The 16,658-nt window shown below is 64.1% G+C and carries 22 protein-coding genes; 21 read left to right on the top strand and 1 reads right to left on the bottom strand.

Annotation, left to right across the window (positions count from 1 at the left end; all coding sequences use genetic code 11):
- The first annotated feature begins 76 nt into the window (after positions 1–76).
- The 7 genes from AC06FE_RS13760 to AC06FE_RS13730 all read left to right on the top strand — a co-directional run bounded on the left by AC06FE_RS13760 (position 77) and on the right by AC06FE_RS13730 (position 4,607).
- Positions 77–1,225, top strand: coding sequence for a metallophosphoesterase family protein (locus tag AC06FE_RS13760; RefSeq protein WP_478073337.1), 1,149 nt, complete (start codon positions 77–79; stop codon positions 1,223–1,225).
- Complete coding sequence (locus tag AC06FE_RS13755; RefSeq protein ID WP_478073336.1) at positions 1,222–1,875, top strand: deoxynucleotide monophosphate kinase family protein; 654 nt, start codon at positions 1,222–1,224, stop codon at positions 1,873–1,875. Before AC06FE_RS13760 ends, AC06FE_RS13755 begins: the two co-directional genes overlap by 4 nt.
- Positions 1,876–2,114: 239 nt before the next feature.
- On the top strand, positions 2,115–2,486 hold the full coding sequence (locus tag AC06FE_RS13750; RefSeq protein ID WP_478073335.1) for a hypothetical protein: 372 nt from the start codon (positions 2,115–2,117) through the stop codon (positions 2,484–2,486).
- A gap of 370 nt (positions 2,487–2,856) precedes the next feature.
- Positions 2,857–3,300: a hypothetical protein gene (locus tag AC06FE_RS13745; RefSeq protein ID WP_478073334.1), complete on the top strand. Its 444-nt coding sequence runs from the start codon at positions 2,857–2,859 to the stop codon at positions 3,298–3,300.
- Positions 3,297–3,647, top strand: a complete 351-nt coding sequence (locus AC06FE_RS13740) for a hypothetical protein (RefSeq protein ID WP_478073333.1) — start codon at positions 3,297–3,299, stop codon at positions 3,645–3,647. Before AC06FE_RS13745 ends, AC06FE_RS13740 begins: the two co-directional genes overlap by 4 nt.
- Entirely contained in the window at positions 3,644–4,084 is a 441-nt protein-coding gene (locus AC06FE_RS13735; RefSeq protein ID WP_478073332.1) for a structural protein P5, read from the top strand. The genes AC06FE_RS13740 and AC06FE_RS13735 overlap by 4 nt, the downstream gene beginning before the upstream one ends.
- A gap of 19 nt (positions 4,085–4,103) precedes the next feature.
- Positions 4,104–4,607 (top strand): hypothetical protein, encoded by a 504-nt coding sequence (locus tag AC06FE_RS13730; protein WP_478073331.1) that lies wholly within the window; start codon positions 4,104–4,106, stop codon positions 4,605–4,607.
- Here the strand turns inward: AC06FE_RS13730 and AC06FE_RS13725 are convergent.
- Positions 4,589–4,876 carry a hypothetical protein gene (locus AC06FE_RS13725; protein WP_478073330.1) on the bottom strand — a complete coding sequence of 96 codons (288 nt, stop codon included), beginning with the start codon at positions 4,874–4,876 and terminating at the stop codon, positions 4,589–4,591. The genes AC06FE_RS13730 and AC06FE_RS13725 overlap by 19 nt on opposite strands.
- Between AC06FE_RS13725 and AC06FE_RS13720 the strand changes: the two genes are divergently transcribed.
- From AC06FE_RS13720 to AC06FE_RS13655, 14 genes are all read left to right on the top strand, one after another.
- Positions 4,875–5,258, top strand: a complete 384-nt coding sequence (locus tag AC06FE_RS13720; RefSeq protein WP_478073329.1) for a hypothetical protein — start codon at positions 4,875–4,877, stop codon at positions 5,256–5,258. The genes AC06FE_RS13725 and AC06FE_RS13720 overlap by 2 nt on opposite strands.
- Positions 5,259–5,362: 104 nt before the next feature.
- Positions 5,363–5,890 carry a terminase small subunit gene (locus AC06FE_RS13715; protein ID WP_478073328.1) on the top strand — a complete coding sequence of 176 codons (528 nt, stop codon included), beginning with the start codon at positions 5,363–5,365 and terminating at the stop codon, positions 5,888–5,890.
- The gene (locus AC06FE_RS13710; RefSeq protein ID WP_478073327.1) at positions 5,844–7,982 is read left to right on the top strand and encodes a phage terminase large subunit family protein; all 2,139 of its coding nucleotides are present in this window, start codon (positions 5,844–5,846) and stop codon (positions 7,980–7,982) included. The genes AC06FE_RS13715 and AC06FE_RS13710 overlap by 47 nt, the downstream gene beginning before the upstream one ends.
- Positions 7,983–7,987: 5 nt before the next feature.
- Positions 7,988–8,533, top strand: a complete 546-nt coding sequence (locus AC06FE_RS13705) for a hypothetical protein (RefSeq protein ID WP_478073326.1) — start codon at positions 7,988–7,990, stop codon at positions 8,531–8,533.
- Complete coding sequence (locus tag AC06FE_RS13700) at positions 8,530–10,143, top strand: phage portal protein (RefSeq protein WP_478073325.1); 1,614 nt, start codon at positions 8,530–8,532, stop codon at positions 10,141–10,143. The genes AC06FE_RS13705 and AC06FE_RS13700 overlap by 4 nt, the downstream gene beginning before the upstream one ends.
- Positions 10,140–12,191, top strand: coding sequence for a phage major capsid protein (locus tag AC06FE_RS13695; protein ID WP_478073324.1), 2,052 nt, complete (start codon positions 10,140–10,142; stop codon positions 12,189–12,191). Before AC06FE_RS13700 ends, AC06FE_RS13695 begins: the two co-directional genes overlap by 4 nt.
- A 67-nt stretch (positions 12,192–12,258) precedes the next feature.
- Positions 12,259–12,651 carry a hypothetical protein gene (locus tag AC06FE_RS13690; RefSeq protein ID WP_478073323.1) on the top strand — a complete coding sequence of 131 codons (393 nt, stop codon included), beginning with the start codon at positions 12,259–12,261 and terminating at the stop codon, positions 12,649–12,651.
- A gap of 185 nt (positions 12,652–12,836) precedes the next feature.
- Entirely contained in the window at positions 12,837–13,154 is a 318-nt protein-coding gene (locus AC06FE_RS13685) for a head-tail joining protein (RefSeq protein WP_478073322.1), read from the top strand.
- Between the two features lie 3 nt (positions 13,155–13,157).
- Positions 13,158–13,706 (top strand): phage tail protein, encoded by a 549-nt coding sequence (locus AC06FE_RS13680; RefSeq protein WP_478073321.1) that lies wholly within the window; start codon positions 13,158–13,160, stop codon positions 13,704–13,706.
- Positions 13,682–14,239 carry a hypothetical protein gene (locus AC06FE_RS13675; RefSeq protein ID WP_478073320.1) on the top strand — a complete coding sequence of 186 codons (558 nt, stop codon included), beginning with the start codon at positions 13,682–13,684 and terminating at the stop codon, positions 14,237–14,239. Before AC06FE_RS13680 ends, AC06FE_RS13675 begins: the two co-directional genes overlap by 25 nt.
- Complete coding sequence (locus AC06FE_RS13670; protein ID WP_478073319.1) at positions 14,236–14,826, top strand: phage baseplate assembly protein V; 591 nt, start codon at positions 14,236–14,238, stop codon at positions 14,824–14,826. Before AC06FE_RS13675 ends, AC06FE_RS13670 begins: the two co-directional genes overlap by 4 nt.
- A 56-nt stretch (positions 14,827–14,882) precedes the next feature.
- A complete protein-coding gene (locus AC06FE_RS13665; RefSeq protein WP_478073318.1) occupies positions 14,883–15,221 on the top strand; it encodes a GPW/gp25 family protein in 339 nt (112 codons plus the stop codon).
- A 3-nt stretch (positions 15,222–15,224) separates the two neighbouring features.
- Positions 15,225–16,118: a baseplate assembly protein gene (locus AC06FE_RS13660; RefSeq protein WP_478073317.1), complete on the top strand. Its 894-nt coding sequence runs from the start codon at positions 15,225–15,227 to the stop codon at positions 16,116–16,118.
- Positions 16,099–16,656: a phage tail protein I gene (locus tag AC06FE_RS13655; protein ID WP_478073316.1), complete on the top strand. Its 558-nt coding sequence runs from the start codon at positions 16,099–16,101 to the stop codon at positions 16,654–16,656. Before AC06FE_RS13660 ends, AC06FE_RS13655 begins: the two co-directional genes overlap by 20 nt.
- Positions 16,657–16,658 lie beyond the last annotated feature (2 nt).

Here is a 16,658-nt window from a genome sequence, read left to right as displayed (position 1 = left end):
CACAACGGGGAAAAGCCCGCATGCAGCAAAACAAGCTAACCGCCGCCATCCTCCTGGCACTGGCCTGGTCGTACTGATGGCCACCCGCATTCATTCCGACGACGAGATCGTCGCCGCCCTGCGTGAGCATGGCAGCAACCGCAAGGCCGCCGAAGCCCTTGGCATCAACGTGCGCACCCTGATGCGCCGCAAAGAACGCCTGCCGTTGAAGGGCTACAGCCCGGAACACGACATGACCCGCACCGTGCCGGACGGCTTCACGGTCAAGGGCGTGTCCACGTACTACGGCGCCGACGGCAAGCCGCGCGGCCAATGGGTGAAGTCGCAGCAGGATGCAGAAGCCGCGCGCAGGCTGATCGACGCAGTGATGGCCGGCCTGTGCGACGAAGTCCGTCGCGAGAAGCCGACCCGGGCGCCGAAGCGTATCGCCGCCGGCCTGCTGAACTGCTACGTGGTCACCGACTACCACCTCGGCATGCTCGCCTGGAAGGATGAAACCGGGGCCGACTGGGACACGCAGATCGCGGAAGACCTGCTGGTGGCATGGTTCCGCGAAGCAATGGCGCAGGCTCCCGATGCTGAAATCGGCGTGCTGGCGCAGTTGGGCGACTTCCTGCACTGGGATGGCTGGGACGCGGTGACCCCGACGTCGAAGCACCTACTGGATGCCGACACCCGCTTCCCGCGCCTGGTTCAAGTCGCGGCGCGCGCGCTGAAACGCATCATCCACATGATGCTGCGCAAGCACCAGCGGGTGCACGTCATCATGGCCGAAGGCAATCACGACCTCACAAGCAGCGTTTGGATGCGCCAGCTGTGCGCCGCCATGTTCGAAGACGAGCCGCGCGTGACCGTCGACCTGCGCCCTGACCCGTACTACTGCGTCGAGCATGGCAAAACGGCTCTGTTCTTCCATCACGGCCACAAGAAGCGCCTACAGGGCATCGACGACGTGTTCGTCGCGAAGTTCCGCAAGGTGTTCGGGCGCACGCTGCACGCCTACGCCCACATGGGCCACCTTCACCATGTCGACATCAAGGAAACCAACCTGATGATCGTCGAGCAGCACCGGACGCTGGCCGCGCCGGACGCGCATGCCTCGCGCGGCGGCTGGCTGTCCGGTCGCGACGCCCAGGTAATCACGTACTGCCGTGATTACGGCGAAATCTCCCGCCTGCGTATCTCCGCGCAGCGCGTCATCGACAAGAGGCTGAAAGCCGCATGACCTTCACGACCACGATCACCGACACCGGGCACGACATGATCGCGGATGCGCTTGCCGCTGCCGCCGGGGGTTACGCCCCGGCCGGCACCGGTACGCGTCGCATTACCGCCGATCGCCCGCCGCTGTTCATCGGCATAGCCGGCCCGAAGCGCGCCGGCAAGGACACCCTGGCGCGCGCGCTGGCCGAACACTTCATGCACCTACCGGTCGACAGCTTCGCCGCGCCGCTGCGCAAGTTCGTCGCCGACCTGGCCGGCATGGGCGGGAACCTGGACGTTCTGGAAGTGCACAAGGAAACCCCGATTCCGTGGCTTGATGGGGTGACTGCGCGGCAGATGATGCAGACGGTGGGCACCGAGTGGGGCCGGCAGATGGTTCACCCTGAACTGTGGGTGCGCTCGCTGTTCGCGCGACTGCCGGCCGGCGGCATCATCCCCGACGTGCGTTTCGAGAACGAGGCGCAGGCAATCCGGGATCGCGGCGGCATCATCATCCGCATCACCAGGCCCGGATGCGGCCAGGGCGACGCGCATGTGAGCGAAACGCCGCTGCCGGCGCACCTGGTCGACATCGAGATCGTCAACGATGGCAGCCCGTTGCAGCTGATCCGTCGCGCCCTGCAGGCGCTGGAGGCCCGGGGCGTGTCATGAGGTGATGAGACGTAAACCGGTGGAGTGACCGAAGTGGCTGATAGAATCGGCCGTAGCTGCCCGTGAGCCGCTATTTGCGCAATGGACCCGCCAGAATATGGCGGGTTTTTGCTTTCGTTCACAAAAAATCAATGACTTATGCCCCTATACTTAAAGTTGGATGAAAGATGGTGTACTTTCATCCCTGACACTATTCGTCACCAGTTGTCACTCAACGAAAAAGCATAGGAACGATTTTCATGGATGCGGATCGGTTCAAGAAGTTGCAGGAAAACGCCGTCGAGCTGTTCAAGCTGCAGCCGGCGAACAGCAAAACCAAGGTCAGCCTAGACGCCATCTTCGTGGCGCTGGCGGCGGACTCCGCCCAGGTGGCGCCAGTTGCGCGGCCGCAAGGCGTCGTGAAGGGTCGCGAGCAGCCGCCGGCCGATTGGTTCAACGCAACCCTGGAACAACTCCAGGGCAAGGGCGAGGCCGTAACCGTCGGCCGCTTCCTGATGCTCGCGGGGCGCTTCCCTGCCAAGCGCATGGATTCGGTGAACGTAGTTCGCTGGCTCAAAGAAGCCGGATACGCGCCGCGCAAGACCGGCGGACAACTGCTGTTCGACCTGTAATTCCTGCGGCACCCAAGAGCCCCGCCCAATGCGGGGCTTTTTTTGTGCCTGTACTCACCTTGTACTCACCTTGTACTCACCCCTTAAACTCACCCTAACCCATTGTATTTACTTACTTATCTACTAAGTGAGTACAAGTGAGTACAAGTATTAGGGAAAAAGGGGAAAGAAGGACCATAGGGGGAATACGGGGCCTATATAGGAAATTACGTACTCACTTGTACTCTTGTACTCACCTGCGTTGTAAATCAATTACTTAGGGTGAGTTTAAGGCTCCGGGTTGAACTCACCCCGGAAAGGTGCCGAAAGGTGTTGACGCGCGAAACGGGATGGCAATCGTTGCCTGCATCCCCTTGCAGCCGTGTCGCGCATGTCCCTACTGCCCGAAAGCACCCGCGCCCTGGTCGAAACCATCGGCGAAGCATCCGTCCAGAAGCTGATTCGCGAATGGCCGCGTACCGCGTGCAACGGCGCGAAGGAATCCCGCGTCATCGTCTACGTTCCGTCGGTCCTTCCTGACTCCCATCGGTTGATCGACGTTATCGGCATGGATGGCGCGCGGCGGCTGGTACAGCGATTCGGCGGTGAGCTGGTGTTCCTGGCGTCTGCCCATCGTCACGCGGCGCACGAACGGCGCCAGCAGATTGCGCGAGCGGTGATGAGTGGCCTTCCCCGTGATCGCGTCGCGATGCACTACGGCGTTTCCCAGCGGACCGTCGAGCGCGCGATGCGCACCGCCACGCCTGCAATGTTTCATCGCGGTGGCGCTGCTGATGATGCGCGCATGAACACAACCAACCGCGCGAGCGCATGAACGAAACCGATTTGCTGGCCGATGTGCCGGCGTGGATGAAGTACCTGGGCGGGGCTTCCGGCTTCGTCATCGCTGCAACCCTGTGGCTGCGTCAGTGGCTGTCGTCGGCGAAGGTCGACCGCACTGCCGACGAAGCAACCACGAACACCATCAACACCCTGCAGGAACAGCTTGCGGCCGAGCGCACCCGCGCTGATGACCTGATGCACGAACGCGAAGCGATGGCGACCGAGATCGGCCAGTTGCGCGGCGAAGTCGCCGGCCTGCGTTCGCAGGTGGCAGCACAGGGGCAGCAAATCGCGATGCTGCTGCAGCTGGTGCAGGCCATGCGCGAGGGCGCGAAGTGAAGGCCGCCCGTAAGCCGCCGCGTGCAGTACGCAACTGCAACCCCGGCAACATCGACCGCACCGATGTCGTCTGGCAGGGCGAGGACCGCAGCTTCCAAGCCCGTGCCGATGAGCCGCGCTTCTGTGTCTTCAAGTCACCCGAGTACGGGTTCCGCGCCCTGGCCCGCACGCTCAACACCTACCGCGAGCGTCATCGCCTGACCACCGTTCGCGGAATCATCAATCGCTGGGCGCCGCCGACCGAGAACGACACCGGGGCGTATGTCACGGCAGTGGCGCGCGCCGTTGGCGTCGGCGCTGACGACACGATCGACGTTCGCCGCATGGCGCACTGCCTGCCGCTGGCGAAGGCCATCGCCAAGCACGAAAGCGGCGGCGACTACTGGACCGATTCAACCATCCGCGCCGGGCTCCTGTTGGCCGGCGTCACCGAGTAACTACGGAGATACCGCCCGCATGACCCCGTTCGACATCATTGCCGCCACCTGGCGCAACAAGAAGACCCGCGTCCTGACCCCGATCGTCACCGCCCTGGCGTTGCCGATCATCGCGCTATTCGTTCTGTTCCACGTCGGCACCTGCATCGCCTATGGCGTCCTGGCCGCCTCCGTCTCGTTCGCGTGGAACGTGGGCGAGTTCAACCGCGACCGTCGCTACCTGGGCCTGACCTTCGGCCAAGCCTGCGCCGATCGCCTGCGTAAGTACCGCGCCGACATCGTGGCATACCTGCATTCCGGGTGGAGGTCGGTGCGCGACTACGTCGGCACGCATTGGCGCAGAGCTATCTACTGGTGCGTCGTTGCAGTGACGTGCCTGCCGGTCATGACCGCAATCCTGATCCGTGACGGCCTGCAATGGCTGGCTGCGAAATCTGAAAGCGCACTCGATGCCGCGTGCGCGCCATTCGCACGCCACATCGGCGCCCCGCTTCGCCGCTGGGCCTACGGCGAGTCCAGGTGAGCGGCATTACTGCCCGCGTTGTTGCCGTCCTGCTGGTTCTCCTGGCCGCCGTCCTTGGCGGCTGGGGATTGCACAGCGTCATTACCGAGCGTGATGCGCTGGCTGCGCAGGTGGACGCACAGAACGAACGCATCGCCGACCTGCGGGCCTCCCGCGACCGGGACGATGCCAACGCACAGCAGGCCGCGCAGGCGGAACAACGGCGCATTGACCTGAAGGCCACGCGCGACACCCATTTCGAAAAGCTGCAACAGGACATCGACAAGCATGCGCAAGACCCTGGCCGCGATCGCGGCAACGCTGATGCTGAGTTCGTGCGCATCTGGCGCGAAGCGAACGCCGGACGCAGTGCCGGACATCACGATACCGGTGGCACAGATGCAGGAGCCGCAGGCCCTGCCCGACCTTGACGGCACGGATGACGTGGCGCTGCTGCGCAACCACGTTGCCGTCGCCCACATCGCGCACAGCACGGCCGACCAGGTGATCGCACTGGTGTGCGGACTGATGTCGCAGACCGGCTTCACCGTCAACGGTGCGCCGCCTGTGGCTCCGCAGTGGTGCAAGGCCAACCCGATCCGCGCTGACCCGCAACCTGAACGATATGTTAAGGATATGTTAAGACCTGTGGATAACGTGGGTCCTCCTTGACGGGCTGGGCCTGCGGTGCCCCGAACACCGCGACATTTGCGGTGTGGCTGCCGCTCGAAATCCATTTTTTTGTTTACGTTCAGATAGCGGAAGCGCAGTAATTCATGGCGAAGGGCCAGGGACAGCGAGTAAACCGGAGTCAGCTGGCGGCGGTGTTCGGCATCTCATTGCCGACAGTCGACGCATGGGTGAAGGCCGGCGCCCCGTACCTGGTGAAAGGCGCCAGCGGCAAGGAATGGGCATTCGATACGGCGGAAGTCGCGCGGTGGCGCGAAGAACGCGCCGCGAACGAAGCCGCCGGCAGCGACGTGCAGGACGAGGCGGCGTTGAAAAAGCGCAAGCTGGCCGCCGACACGAAAATCGTCGAGCTGGAAGCCCTGCAGAAGATGGGCGAGCTGGCGCCGATCGCGGACATGGAGCGGGCGCTTACCCGCGTCATGGCCGAAATGCAGGGCAAGCTGCGCGGCGCGTTTGTCACGCGCGCTGTATCGCAGCTGCTGGGTGAAACCGACGAGCGGACGTTTAAACGCATCCTGCTTTCCGAAGTCGATTCCGCGCTGGAAGTTCTGGCAGGAATGGACGTGAGTGCTGCCGACGACGTCGACGATGACGAGGGCGGCGACGATGCTTGACGCCGCGTACTTCAAGAATCCGACGGGTATCGCGCGCGCTATCCGTGCCGGCCTGGCAATGCTTGTGCCGCCGCCCGACCTGTCGGTTTCGGAGTGGGCCGAGTCGAAAGACGGCGTGCGAATCCCAACCGGCAACGCCGTGCCCGGCCCGTACCGCGTGGCAAACGCGCCGTATCAGCGCGAGCCGATGGACCAGTTTGTTAACCCGGACTGCTACCGCGTCACGCTGAAATGGGGTGCGCAGGTTGGCAAAACGCTGACCCTGCTGTGCATCCAAGGCTATGCAATCAGCATGCGGCCACGGTCGCAGATGATGATGCAGCCGAGCCAGGGCGACGTACAAACCTGGTTGGAGACGAAGTTCAACCCACTGGTGGACTCGTCGCCGTCGATCGCCGGCCGAATTTCTAAGCCGCGTGGTCGCGACGGCGTCAACAACCAGCGCATGAAGTCCTACCCCGGCGGCTTCCTGATGATGGCGTGGGCGGGCTCGCCGAAGACGATGCGCGGCCGCTCCGCGCCGTTGATCGGCTGCGATGAGGTCGACGGCTACGCCCGAACCGAGGAAGGCCATCCGGTCGGTCTTCTGTGGCAACGCTCGGCCACGTTCGGCGACGAGCGATTCCTTTTCGAAATCAGCACGCCGACAGTAAAGGGCGCGAGCTACATCGACGAATCGTTCGAAGCTGGCGACCAACGTCGTTTCTTCGTGCGCTGCCCGCATTGCGAACTGGCACAGGCGCTGCGCTGGGAGAACGTGACGTGGATCGGGCGCCAGTCGACCAGTGCTGATGATGCCGAAAAGGACTCTGCCGACTTTGAAGCGCACCGGCCGGAGACTGCCGGATACGCATGCGAAGGCTGCGGGGAAATCTGGAATGACGGCCAGCGCGCTGCGGCTATCCGCAATGCAGAGGCGAGCGGCGCGGGGTGGCGCGCATCCAAGCCGTTCAAGGGTCACGCGTCCTACCACTTGTGGGAGGCGTACAGCCTGTTCCGCAAGCTTGGCGACATCGTCCGCGACTACCTGGACAAACTGAAAACCGACGACCTGCAGACGTTCGTCAACGTATCGCTGTCGGAGGTTTACGAAGTCGCAGGCGAAGCCATCGACCCTGACTCGCTGCAGGCACGCGCGGAGGCTTATGCGGCGCAAGTGCCGCTGGGTGGCGTGTATCTGACCGCAGGAATCGACATGCAGATCGACCGCCTAGAGGTCGAGGTAGTGGCCTGGGGCGAGGGGGAGCAGTCGTGGTCCATCGAGTACCGCGTCCTGTGGGGCGACCCGCTCGCCGGTGACGTATGGGATGACCTAGACGACCTGCTGGCCGGGGCATACCAGCACGAAACCGGTGCGCCTATGCGGATCAAGGCGGCCTGCCTGGACACTGGCGGCACTAACGGCTACACGCAATGCGCATATGAGTACCTGCGCGGTAAGACCGGCCGCCGTCTGTTCGGCATCAAGGGCGTGGCCGGCTTCGGCCGCCCGATCGTTGAGAAAATGCAGCGTCGCCAGTCGGGTAAGAACGCTCGCAAAATCGACCTGTTCGTCGTCGGCGTCGACGAAGCAAAGCAGGTTGTCATGCGCCGGCTTGCAAACAAGACGCCGGGGCCGGGCTACTGCCACATCCCGAGCAACGATGACCGCGACATCGGCGAATGGTGCAAGCAGGTCACGGCCGAAAAGCTGGTGACGCACTACGTCAAGGGGCAGCCCGTTCGGACCTGGCATAAGCCGGACAAGGCACGAAACGAAGCTCTGGACTGCCGCGTCTATGCGTTGGCGGCGTTGAAGATCATGCAGCCGTCGCTGCGGCGCGAATCCGAAAGACTGATGGCGCACCCCCGCGCGCAAACGCTATTGCAGGCGCCCGGTGCGAAGCGGGTGGCGCCAGGAGCTGCCACGCAAACCCCGTCGCCTACCCCGGCTCCGGCTCCGGCTCCGATACCGGCGAAGCGGCCGGCTCGCCCTCCTGTGGAAAGGGCCGCCACCCCTGCAATAGAGCGAAAGCGCCCCCGTCCAGAAACTAGTCGCGTACATCGTTCGCCGGCAGCCCGCCGCGCGAACTGGGTAAACGGCTGGAAATAGGACGCGTGCAAGGCATCATCCCGACCACCATCAACGCGGGTTTCAATTTCAGCGCAACCGCATGGTGCCGCGAATTCAGCGGCACCGAGTGGGTGCTGACCTTGAACCTTCGCGGACCTTCACAAGTGGATGTCCAGGCCGAGCGCGATCAATCGCGCCATGTGTTCAACGTTGCCGGCGCCGAGACGGCCGACTGGCTTCCCGGCACCTACGTTTACACCGTTCGCGCGACCAATGGAACCGACGTGCACCTGATCGAACATGGCACGTTGCGCATTGCGCCCGACATCGCAGCGGCGGGCGCCGGCCATGATGGACGCTCGGAAGCTCGTAAGGCGCTCGATGCCATCGACGCGGTGATTGCGAAACGCGCAACGCTGGATCAGAAGCGTTATCGCATCAACAACCGCGAGCTGGATAGGACCGACATCGCCGACCTGCTGCGCCTGCGCGCGCACTACGTCGAACTGGTGCGCCTCGAAAGCATGAGGGCCGCAGGAAAGTCGAGCTGGGGCCGCCAGGTCAAATTCAGAGTGGGGCCGAGCCGATGAGCATCCTTGACTTCCGCAAGCGCGGTGTAGCACCCGACGCGAATACCATCGCGCGCCGCAACGCTCTCGCGTCTGCGGTAGAGAACGCTGGCAAGCCGTCGCGCCCGACTTCCGCTTCGCACCGCGCTGGCCCGGTCAATGCTACCCGCCTGACTCGCATGTTCATGCAGTCGGGCGAAATGTCGCGATTGACTGGCGACTGGCCGACGTCGCCGGTTGGTGCTGACTGGATCGTGGAGCGTAACCAGCGGGCTCTCGTTGCGCGATCGCGTGAGCAGTCTGTGAACAACGACATCATGCGCGCGTACATGCGCATCATGCGACTGAACATCGTCGGCCCTGAGGGAATCCAGTTCTATTCGCAGGCGCTGCAGGCCGGCAAGCCGGACACGCGAGCGCGCGCAGCGGTCAACGCTGCATGGAAATGGTGGAGTCGCAAGGAAAACTGCGACGTGTCTGGCAAGCTGTCCTGGCTGAACATGCAGCGCGCAGTGATCGACACGGTGGTCCGCGACGGCGAAGTATTCGTCCAGTTCGTCTTCGGCGCAGACGCAGGCCCGGCCGGCGTCGCCCTCCGCATGATCGATCCGCAACGTTGCCCGGTCGAGTACAACCGCAAGGACTTGCCGGACGGCCGTTTCATTCGACAGGGAATCGAGTTCAACCGGTACGGCAAGCCGTTGGCTTATCACTTTGTCGACGACGATGCGCAGAGCAGCGAGTACGGGTACAGCCTGGGCGGACGGAAGTACACCAAGATCGCAGCCGCCGACATCGTGCACCTGTTCGTTCAGGAATTCCCCGACCAAAAGCGCGGCCTGCCCTGGGCTGCTACTGGTCTGTATCGCGCAAAGCATACCCAGGCGATGGAAGACGCGGCGGTAGTGAACGCCCGTATGGGCGCCGCGAAGATGGGGTTTATCGAGTTCGCCCCTGGCGAGGGCCCCGACTACGAAGAAGATGACGATCTTTTCATTGATGCCGAAGCTGGCGCATTCCCGGTCCTTCCATCCGGCGCAAAGCTGAACAAGTTTGACCCTCAGTACCCCCAGGGCGAGTTCGCGCCATTCACCAAGCATATGCACCGCAGCTTCGCCACTGGCGGCGGCGTGTCGTATCACAGCGTCTCTGGCGACCTGGAGGGCGTCAACTTCTCCAGCATCCGGCATGGAACCCTGGAAGAACGCGAGGGATTCAAGGAACGCCAGGAATGGATGCGTGAGGGCTTCCACGAACGAGTGCATGAAGTGGTGTTCCCTCGCCTTCTGTTGGCCGGACTGGTGAAGGATGACAAGGGCATGGCGCTTCCGGCATCGCGCCGTGATTCGCTGATGGCATGCCGCTGGCAGCCGCGTCGCTGGACGTGGATTGACCCCCAGTCGGATGTCAATGCCGCAGAGAAGTGGAAGAACAACCTGCTGGAATCGCCATCGCAGCTGATCCGCGAGGAAGGGCGCGACCCCGACCAGGTCTTCGCCGAGATCGGCCAGGACATCAAGGCGATGCAGGACGCCGGCATCCCGCTGGAAGTGATTGCCGCATCGATGGGCCGGCCGCCGGCTCCGGCAGCGGCCACGAAAGAAAAAGCCACTGAGGGCAAAACCGAGTGAGTCAAAAGGCAAAGAAGACCGCACAGCAGCGTGCGGCCGACGTCCTGCGCGGCATCGCCGAGCGTGGCGCCGAAGGCGTGCTGCGTCGTAGCGCCGAAGTCGTCACGGTGGACATGGAGGCTCGCACAGTCGAGCTGGCATTCTCCAGCGATGCCGAGGTATCCCGCTGGTTTGGCGTCGAAGTCCTCTCGCACGCCCCGGGCGCCTGCGACCTGAATCGCCTGAACGATGGCGCCGCATTGCTGTGGAACCATATCTGGGAAGACCAGCGCGGCGTTGTTGAGCGCGCGTGGATCGACACCGACGGCAAGGGGCGCGCCCTGGTTCGGATTTCGAAGAACCCCGCCGGCGAAGAGCTGTTGGTGGACATCGCCGACAAGATCAAGCGGCATGTTTCCGTCGGCTATTTCATCCGCGCAGTGAAGCTGACCGAGGAACGCGACGACGGCGTGGACGTGTACACCGTCACTTCGTGGGAGCCATACGAAATCAGCATCGTGTCGGTTCCGGCCGACACGTCCGTCGGTATCGGTCGCACCGCCTTCCCCGAATCCGCCACAACTGCAATTACCGCCATCGGCGACGCGCAACAAACTGCGAATGTCCCGCGCGTGCGGGCGCAGATCAATAACCCCGAGGAAAACACAACCCGCATGAACGTGAAAATTCTGCGCGACGCGTCGGGCAATCTCGTCCGCGCAAAGGTGGACGATGACGGTGCCATCGTCGAAGTCATGGAAGTCCTGGAGCGTGCCGGTGACGCCGTCACCCAGGCCACCCGCAATGGCGAGAACGCCGAGCGCACCCGCGTCCGTGAGCTGACCGACCTGGCGAACCAGTACGGCGCGAACGTCGATGGCGCCGAAACCATGCTGCGTGATGCACTGGCCGGCGGCACCAGTGCAGCGGCCTTCCAGCGTTCGCTGTTGACCGCGTTGAACGAACGCGCCAGCAAGCCGATTGCCGAGCAGGTCGCCCGCAACGACATCGGCCTGAGCGAAGGCGAACAGCGCCAGTACTCCGTGCTTCGCCTGGTCCGCGCCCAGCTGGACCCGACCGACAAGGCTGCGCAGAAGGCGGCGGCGTTCGAAATGGAAGTGTCGCACGCTGCGCGCCAGGCCTATGGCAAGGACACCGACCGCGCCGTGATCCCGACCGATATCCTGCGCCAGTCGGTGTACGGCGGCGAGCGCGCACCGTTCAGCGCAGGCAAGACCGGCGGCGCCGCAACCGGCGGCTACTCGATCGCGACCGACCTGCACTCGCAGTCGTACATCGAAATCCTGCGCAATCGTTCGACCTTCCTGTCCCTGTCGCGCATCCTGGGCGGCCTGGTCGGCAATGTCGACATCCCCAGGCAGATCGCCGCCGCGCAGTCGTTCTGGCTGGGCTCGGAAGATGCGGAACTGGATGAAACCGGCATCGGCCTGGATCAGATTTCCCTGTCGCCGAAGACCATCGGTTCGTTCAGCGAGATCACCCGCAAGCTGCTGATGCAGACCAGCCTGGACGCCGAAGCCCTGGTGCGCGCCGATCTCGCAATCGCTGCGGGCCTGGGCATCGACCTGGCCGGCTACTACGGCTCGGGCGCCAACGGCCAGCCGCTGGGCCTCGCAAACGTGACCGGTATCCATGCGGTGCCGTTCGGCATCGAAGGCAAGCCGACGTTTGCCGAGCTGGTGCAGATGGAAACCGAGATCGCAGCAGGCAACGCCGACGTGAACTCGATGGCGCTGGTGGCAAACGCACGCTTCCGCGGCTATGCCAAGACCGCCCTGAAGCATGAAGGCGTCGCCGGCACCATTTGGGAGCCGGGCAACACGGTCAACGGCTACCGCACCGAGATCACCAACCAGATCAAGGACGGCGACGTCTTCTTCGGCAACTTCGGCGACACCATCGTCGGCATGTGGGGCGGCCTGGAACTGGCGGTCGATCCGTACACGCACAGTCGTCGCGGCCGCATCCGCCTGACCGCGTTCCAGGACGTCGACTTCGCCCATCGCCGCGTCGAGTCCTTCGCGCTGGGCAAGAAGGCCGGCCCGTAAGTCAAGCGGTTAGGCACAAAGATGGCCGCCAGACGGCGGCCATCTTCACAAGAACCAAGGAAATCGCATGAAAGTGCAACTGCTGAAAGTAAACAGCGCATTCGTCGTCGGTGGGGTGATCGTCCGTGCTGGCGACCTGGTGGAAGTGACCCCGAGCGAGGCGCGCGACCTGACGCGGCGCGGAAAGGCAACCGCTGTGAAAGGCGAGGCGGACATGCCCGTCGCGACCGCAACGGCAGCCCAGCCGGCCCCGCTGCACCCTGCCATCGAGCAGTTCCAGCAGGACCAGGCCGCAGCCGCAGCCGCAGCCGACGCCGACGCCGATCGCGATGGCGATGGCGAGGGTGATGCTGGTGGCGTGGTCGCCGATGCTGCAGCCGTGACTGATGCCACCGAAGCGCCAGCGGAGCCGCCGAAGCGTCGCGGCCGTCCGCCGAACTCTGCAAAGGTGCAGGAGTGATCGAATCCCCCGTCACGCGCATTGGCGCTGTCGGCAGCACGCGGCCGGCGCAGAGGCCAGCGAACTCGGCGCCCGGTCACACCGGCGCCGGCAGCCATGCCGCCACGCCGCCCGAGAGTCAGCCACCGTGCACCGCCCCGGCAGCATTGGTTGGCGGAGCATTCATTCGCGAGGCGCAGTAGCCAATGCCCGCCCCCGCCTGGGAGAACCCGGCCGACTTCCTGTCGGCCGATGATTTCGGCACCACGGCCACGTTCACCCTCGCCGACGGTCGGGTTATCGGCGACGTGCCCGGCATCTTCGACGATGCCGTGATGAACGAGCAGACCGGCGAATACGAAATGGCCGCAGGCGTGCCGCGATTCACCTGCACTTATGCGTCCGTTGCAATGGTCAGGCGGCGTGACGCGGCCGTCGTCGATGGTCGCAACTTCACCCTGATGCACGACCCGCGACCCGATGGCACCGGCTGGTGCGTGCTGGAATTCGCCGAGGACTTCTGACCCGTGGCGCGTGGAATCTGGATTGACATCGACGAAAGCGGCTTGCGCGCGATGCAGGCCGAAGTCGGCGCCACCGAAGCCCAGCTGCAGGCCGCCATGCGGTCGACCTACGCAAAGATGGGCCGGTGGGCGAGGACGCGCGCCGTGCGCGGCCTGGCGCCAGCCGTAGGCATCCAGCAGAAGATTCTACGGCGACGAGTTCAGCACTTCCGGATGCAGCACGGGATTGATGGCGGCGGGGCGGCGAAGGTTTGGTTTGGCCTCCGCCCGATCATGGCTTCGCACCTGCGGCCGCGCAAGTCTGGAAAGGGCGTTCGAACCGACGGCGGCAGGTACTTCGAGGGCGCTTTCATTGTCGAGCGCGGTGGGCGTCGAAAGGTGTTTAAACGGACAGGACAGGGTCGACTCCCGATCAATGAAGTTCAGATCGACATCGCCGACAAGGCGCAGACGTACATCGAAGACAACCTGGTCGGATCGCCCGAGTTTGATACGCAATTCTTCAAGACCTTGGAACACGAACTGAAATGGCGGACGCGAACACTGACCTGACGATTGAAGTGCTGCATGACGCGACCGAGCGGGCGATACGGAAGCACTTCCCCGACTTCCTCACCGTCGAGTTCTACCGCGACGACGAGTCGGAGCGCATGCCGACCCCCGCCTGTCTGCTGGAGATGACCGAATGCGAGCCCGCCCAGGGCGAGGTCTCTGATGGCGGCAACGGCAAACTGCCGGCGCTTCTGCGCTTCGAAGCGCGCATCATCATGCAGGTGCGCGACCGGCGAGCGGCCATGGAGTTGCGCAAGTGTGCGACGGCTTTCGCGACGTTCCTGCACCAGCTTGGGCGGTTCCCCGGGGCGATCACCGATTCAATTCAAGTGGTCGGGGTAGTGCCCGACGACTGGCTACCCGCGCATGGTGGGTTCCGCGCGTGGCGCGTTGAATGGGTGGTGCCGGGCCTACTCGGCGTCGATGCCTGGTCCAACGACGGCGCAATCGTGAATGAAGCCCTCTACAGCTTCGACCCAAAGATCGGCGCCGCGCATGAACCTGACTATCGGCAGATCGGTGACGATACGTGAGCGCCGAAAACTCCCGACTGATTGCCAACCTGGTGATGCTCGGTGTGGTGGTTGAACTGGACGAGGCAGAAGCCCGGGTGCGCGTTGATGCCGACGGCATGCTGACGGACTGGATACCTTGGGCTGAGCGTCGCGCAGGGCCAGGCGTGCGCACCTGGTCCGCGCCCGAAGTCGGCGAGCAGGTTGTCATCGCTTGCCCCTATGGCGATCCAGCGCAGGCCGTCGTTATCGGCAGCATCTACCGCGACCAATATCCAGCCCCTGCCACCGCCAAGGCCGTGCACAGAACCGAGTACGCCGACGGCAGCGTCGTAGAGTATGACCGGGAGGCCACCACCTTGATGGTCAACGTTGGCGCAGGAAGGGTCGTCGTGAACTGCGCGACGGCCGAAGTGCACGCAACCGATTCGGTCACGATCGACACGCCACGCACCCACGCAACGGGCGACCTAAAGGTCGACGGCAAGATCGAGGCCGGCGCGGACATCACGACGCCCGCCGAGGTGAAGGCCGGAGGAATCGGATTGAAGGCCCACAAGCACACCGCGCAGGGTGCGACCGCGCCGACGACCCCGGCGCAAGCGTAGAGAATCCGACACGTCTGCAGTGACCCCGAAACGTCGTTTTCGCGACGATTTCGGGCATGCGTGGAACGGATGCAAACACCGGCAAGGCTCTGGATGGCGTCGACCATCTGCGTCAGTCGGTGCGCGACGTACTGACCACGCCCATCGGCTCCCGGGTGCTGCGTCGTGAGTACGGTTCGCGCCTGTTCGAACTCGTCGATGCGCCGACAAACCTGTCGCTGCGCATGGACCTGATCGCCGCGACCGTCGACGCGCTTGCGCGCTGGGAGCCACGCATACACGTCGAGCAAATCGACGTTTCCATCCCCGCCCCTGGCGTTGTTCTTCTGTCGGTCACTGGCATCTACCTGCCAGACGGCCAGGCAATCACCATCGCCGGAATCGAGGTTCGATAGTCCGTGTCCGGTTCGTTTACCAGCGTCAACCTCTCCCAGCTGCCGGCCCCGGCAATCGTCGAAGTGATCGACTTCGAAGTCATGTTCGACGAAATGCTGGCCCGCCTGCAGCAGATCGACCCGTCGTTCTCCGCCCTGCTGCCGTCTGATCCAGCCTACAAGATTCTGGAAGTTTGCACGTACTTCCGCCAGCTGGACCGGCAGCGCGTAAACGATGCTGCGCGCGGCGTCATGCTGGCCTACGCGGTTGGTTCCGACCTGGACCACCTAGGCGCCATCTTCGGCGTTGAGCGTCTGATTCTGGACCCGGGCAAGCCGGAAGAAGGAGTCGCGCCCACTCGCGAGGGTGACGAAGATTTCCGGCGCCGGATCCAGCTGGCGCCCGAGGGATTCAGCGTTGCTGGCCCGGAAGGCGCGTACATCTTCCACACCCTTGGCGCCGATCCCCGCGCCCTGGACGCAAGCGCCACCAGCCCCACACCCGGGCAGGTCGTTGTGTCCGTCCTGTCGCGCCTGGGGGACGGCACGGCCCCGGCCGACCTGCTTGCTGCAGTCTCCGCAAAGCTCAACGCCGACAACGTCCGCCCCCTTACAGACGAAGTGATCGTGCAGTCGGCCGACATTGTCCCATTCGTCGTTGAAGCCACTGCGTACAGCTACGCAGGCCCCGATTCGCAGGTGGTGATGGCGGAAGCTCGCGCACGCCTGGACCGCTACATCGCAGAGTCGCACCGGTTGGGTCGTGACGTCACCCGATCAGGCCTGTTCGCCGCCCTACACGCCGAAGGAATCCAGCGCGTCGAGCTGGCGAGCCCTGAGGCCGACGTCGTCGTCGATCGCACGCAGGCCACCTATTGCCAATCCGTGACGTTGAACTATGGCGGCATCGCAGAGTAACGCGCGGCTGCTGCCGCCAAACTCCACGGTCGGCGAACGCGCGCTCGTCGAGGCCGTATCGGTTCGCCCACTGCCCGTAGACATCACGTCGCTATGGAACGCAGACACCTGCCCGGCTGACCTGCTGCCGTGGCTCGCATGGGCGCTGTCGCTGGACGACTGGAAGCCCTACTGGCCGGAGTCGGTAAAGCGCGCCCGAGTAGGGGCCGCAATCGCGATCCAGCGCCGAAAGGGCACCGTCGGCAGCGTGCGCGAAGTCGTGGCCGCGTTCGGCGGCTCGCTGTTGGTGCGCGAGTGGTGGGAGACATCCCCAAGGGGTGCACCGCACACCTTCGACGTCGTGATGACCGTTGCCGGCCAAGGTGGGCAGCAAGCAACGGCCGAGTTCGTCAATGACGTGATCGGCGAAATCTCCCGCACGAAGCCCGTGCGATCGCATTTCACATTTACCCAGGGCATGCAGGCCGACGCGGTTATCGCAACGGTCGCAGCCGCGCGCGTCGCGACCTATCGCCGCTTGCAGATGACCGGAGAGTAACC

This window comes from Stenotrophomonas sp. Steno-C18 (genome assembly GCF_056393195.1).
This window is presented reverse-complemented; position numbering and strand designations above follow the sequence as displayed.

Bases quoted from the DNA above. Each gene is read 5' to 3' on its own strand.
- AC06FE_RS13760 (WP_478073337.1), top strand. From the start codon at position 77: ATGGCCACCCGCATTCATTCCGACGACGAGATCGTCGCCGCCCTGCGT.
- AC06FE_RS13755 (WP_478073336.1), top strand. From the start codon at position 1,222: ATGACCTTCACGACCACGATCACCGACACCGGGCACGACATGATCGCG.
- AC06FE_RS13750 (WP_478073335.1), top strand. From the start codon at position 2,115: ATGGATGCGGATCGGTTCAAGAAGTTGCAGGAAAACGCCGTCGAGCTG.
- AC06FE_RS13745 (WP_478073334.1), top strand. From the start codon at position 2,857: ATGTCCCTACTGCCCGAAAGCACCCGCGCCCTGGTCGAAACCATCGGC.
- AC06FE_RS13740 (WP_478073333.1), top strand. From the start codon at position 3,297: ATGAACGAAACCGATTTGCTGGCCGATGTGCCGGCGTGGATGAAGTAC.
- AC06FE_RS13730 (WP_478073331.1), top strand. From the start codon at position 4,104: ATGACCCCGTTCGACATCATTGCCGCCACCTGGCGCAACAAGAAGACC.
- AC06FE_RS13720 (WP_478073329.1), top strand. From the start codon at position 4,875: ATGCGCAAGACCCTGGCCGCGATCGCGGCAACGCTGATGCTGAGTTCG.
- AC06FE_RS13725 (WP_478073330.1), bottom strand. From the start codon at position 4,876: ATGCTTGTCGATGTCCTGTTGCAGCTTTTCGAAATGGGTGTCGCGCGT.
- AC06FE_RS13715 (WP_478073328.1), top strand. From the start codon at position 5,363: ATGGCGAAGGGCCAGGGACAGCGAGTAAACCGGAGTCAGCTGGCGGCG.
- AC06FE_RS13700 (WP_478073325.1), top strand. From the start codon at position 8,530: ATGAGCATCCTTGACTTCCGCAAGCGCGGTGTAGCACCCGACGCGAAT.
- AC06FE_RS13690 (WP_478073323.1), top strand. From the start codon at position 12,259: ATGAAAGTGCAACTGCTGAAAGTAAACAGCGCATTCGTCGTCGGTGGG.
- AC06FE_RS13685 (WP_478073322.1), top strand. From the start codon at position 12,837: ATGCCCGCCCCCGCCTGGGAGAACCCGGCCGACTTCCTGTCGGCCGAT.
- AC06FE_RS13675 (WP_478073320.1), top strand. From the start codon at position 13,682: ATGGCGGACGCGAACACTGACCTGACGATTGAAGTGCTGCATGACGCG.
- AC06FE_RS13665 (WP_478073318.1), top strand. From the start codon at position 14,883: ATGCGTGGAACGGATGCAAACACCGGCAAGGCTCTGGATGGCGTCGAC.
- AC06FE_RS13655 (WP_478073316.1), top strand. From the start codon at position 16,099: ATGGCGGCATCGCAGAGTAACGCGCGGCTGCTGCCGCCAAACTCCACG.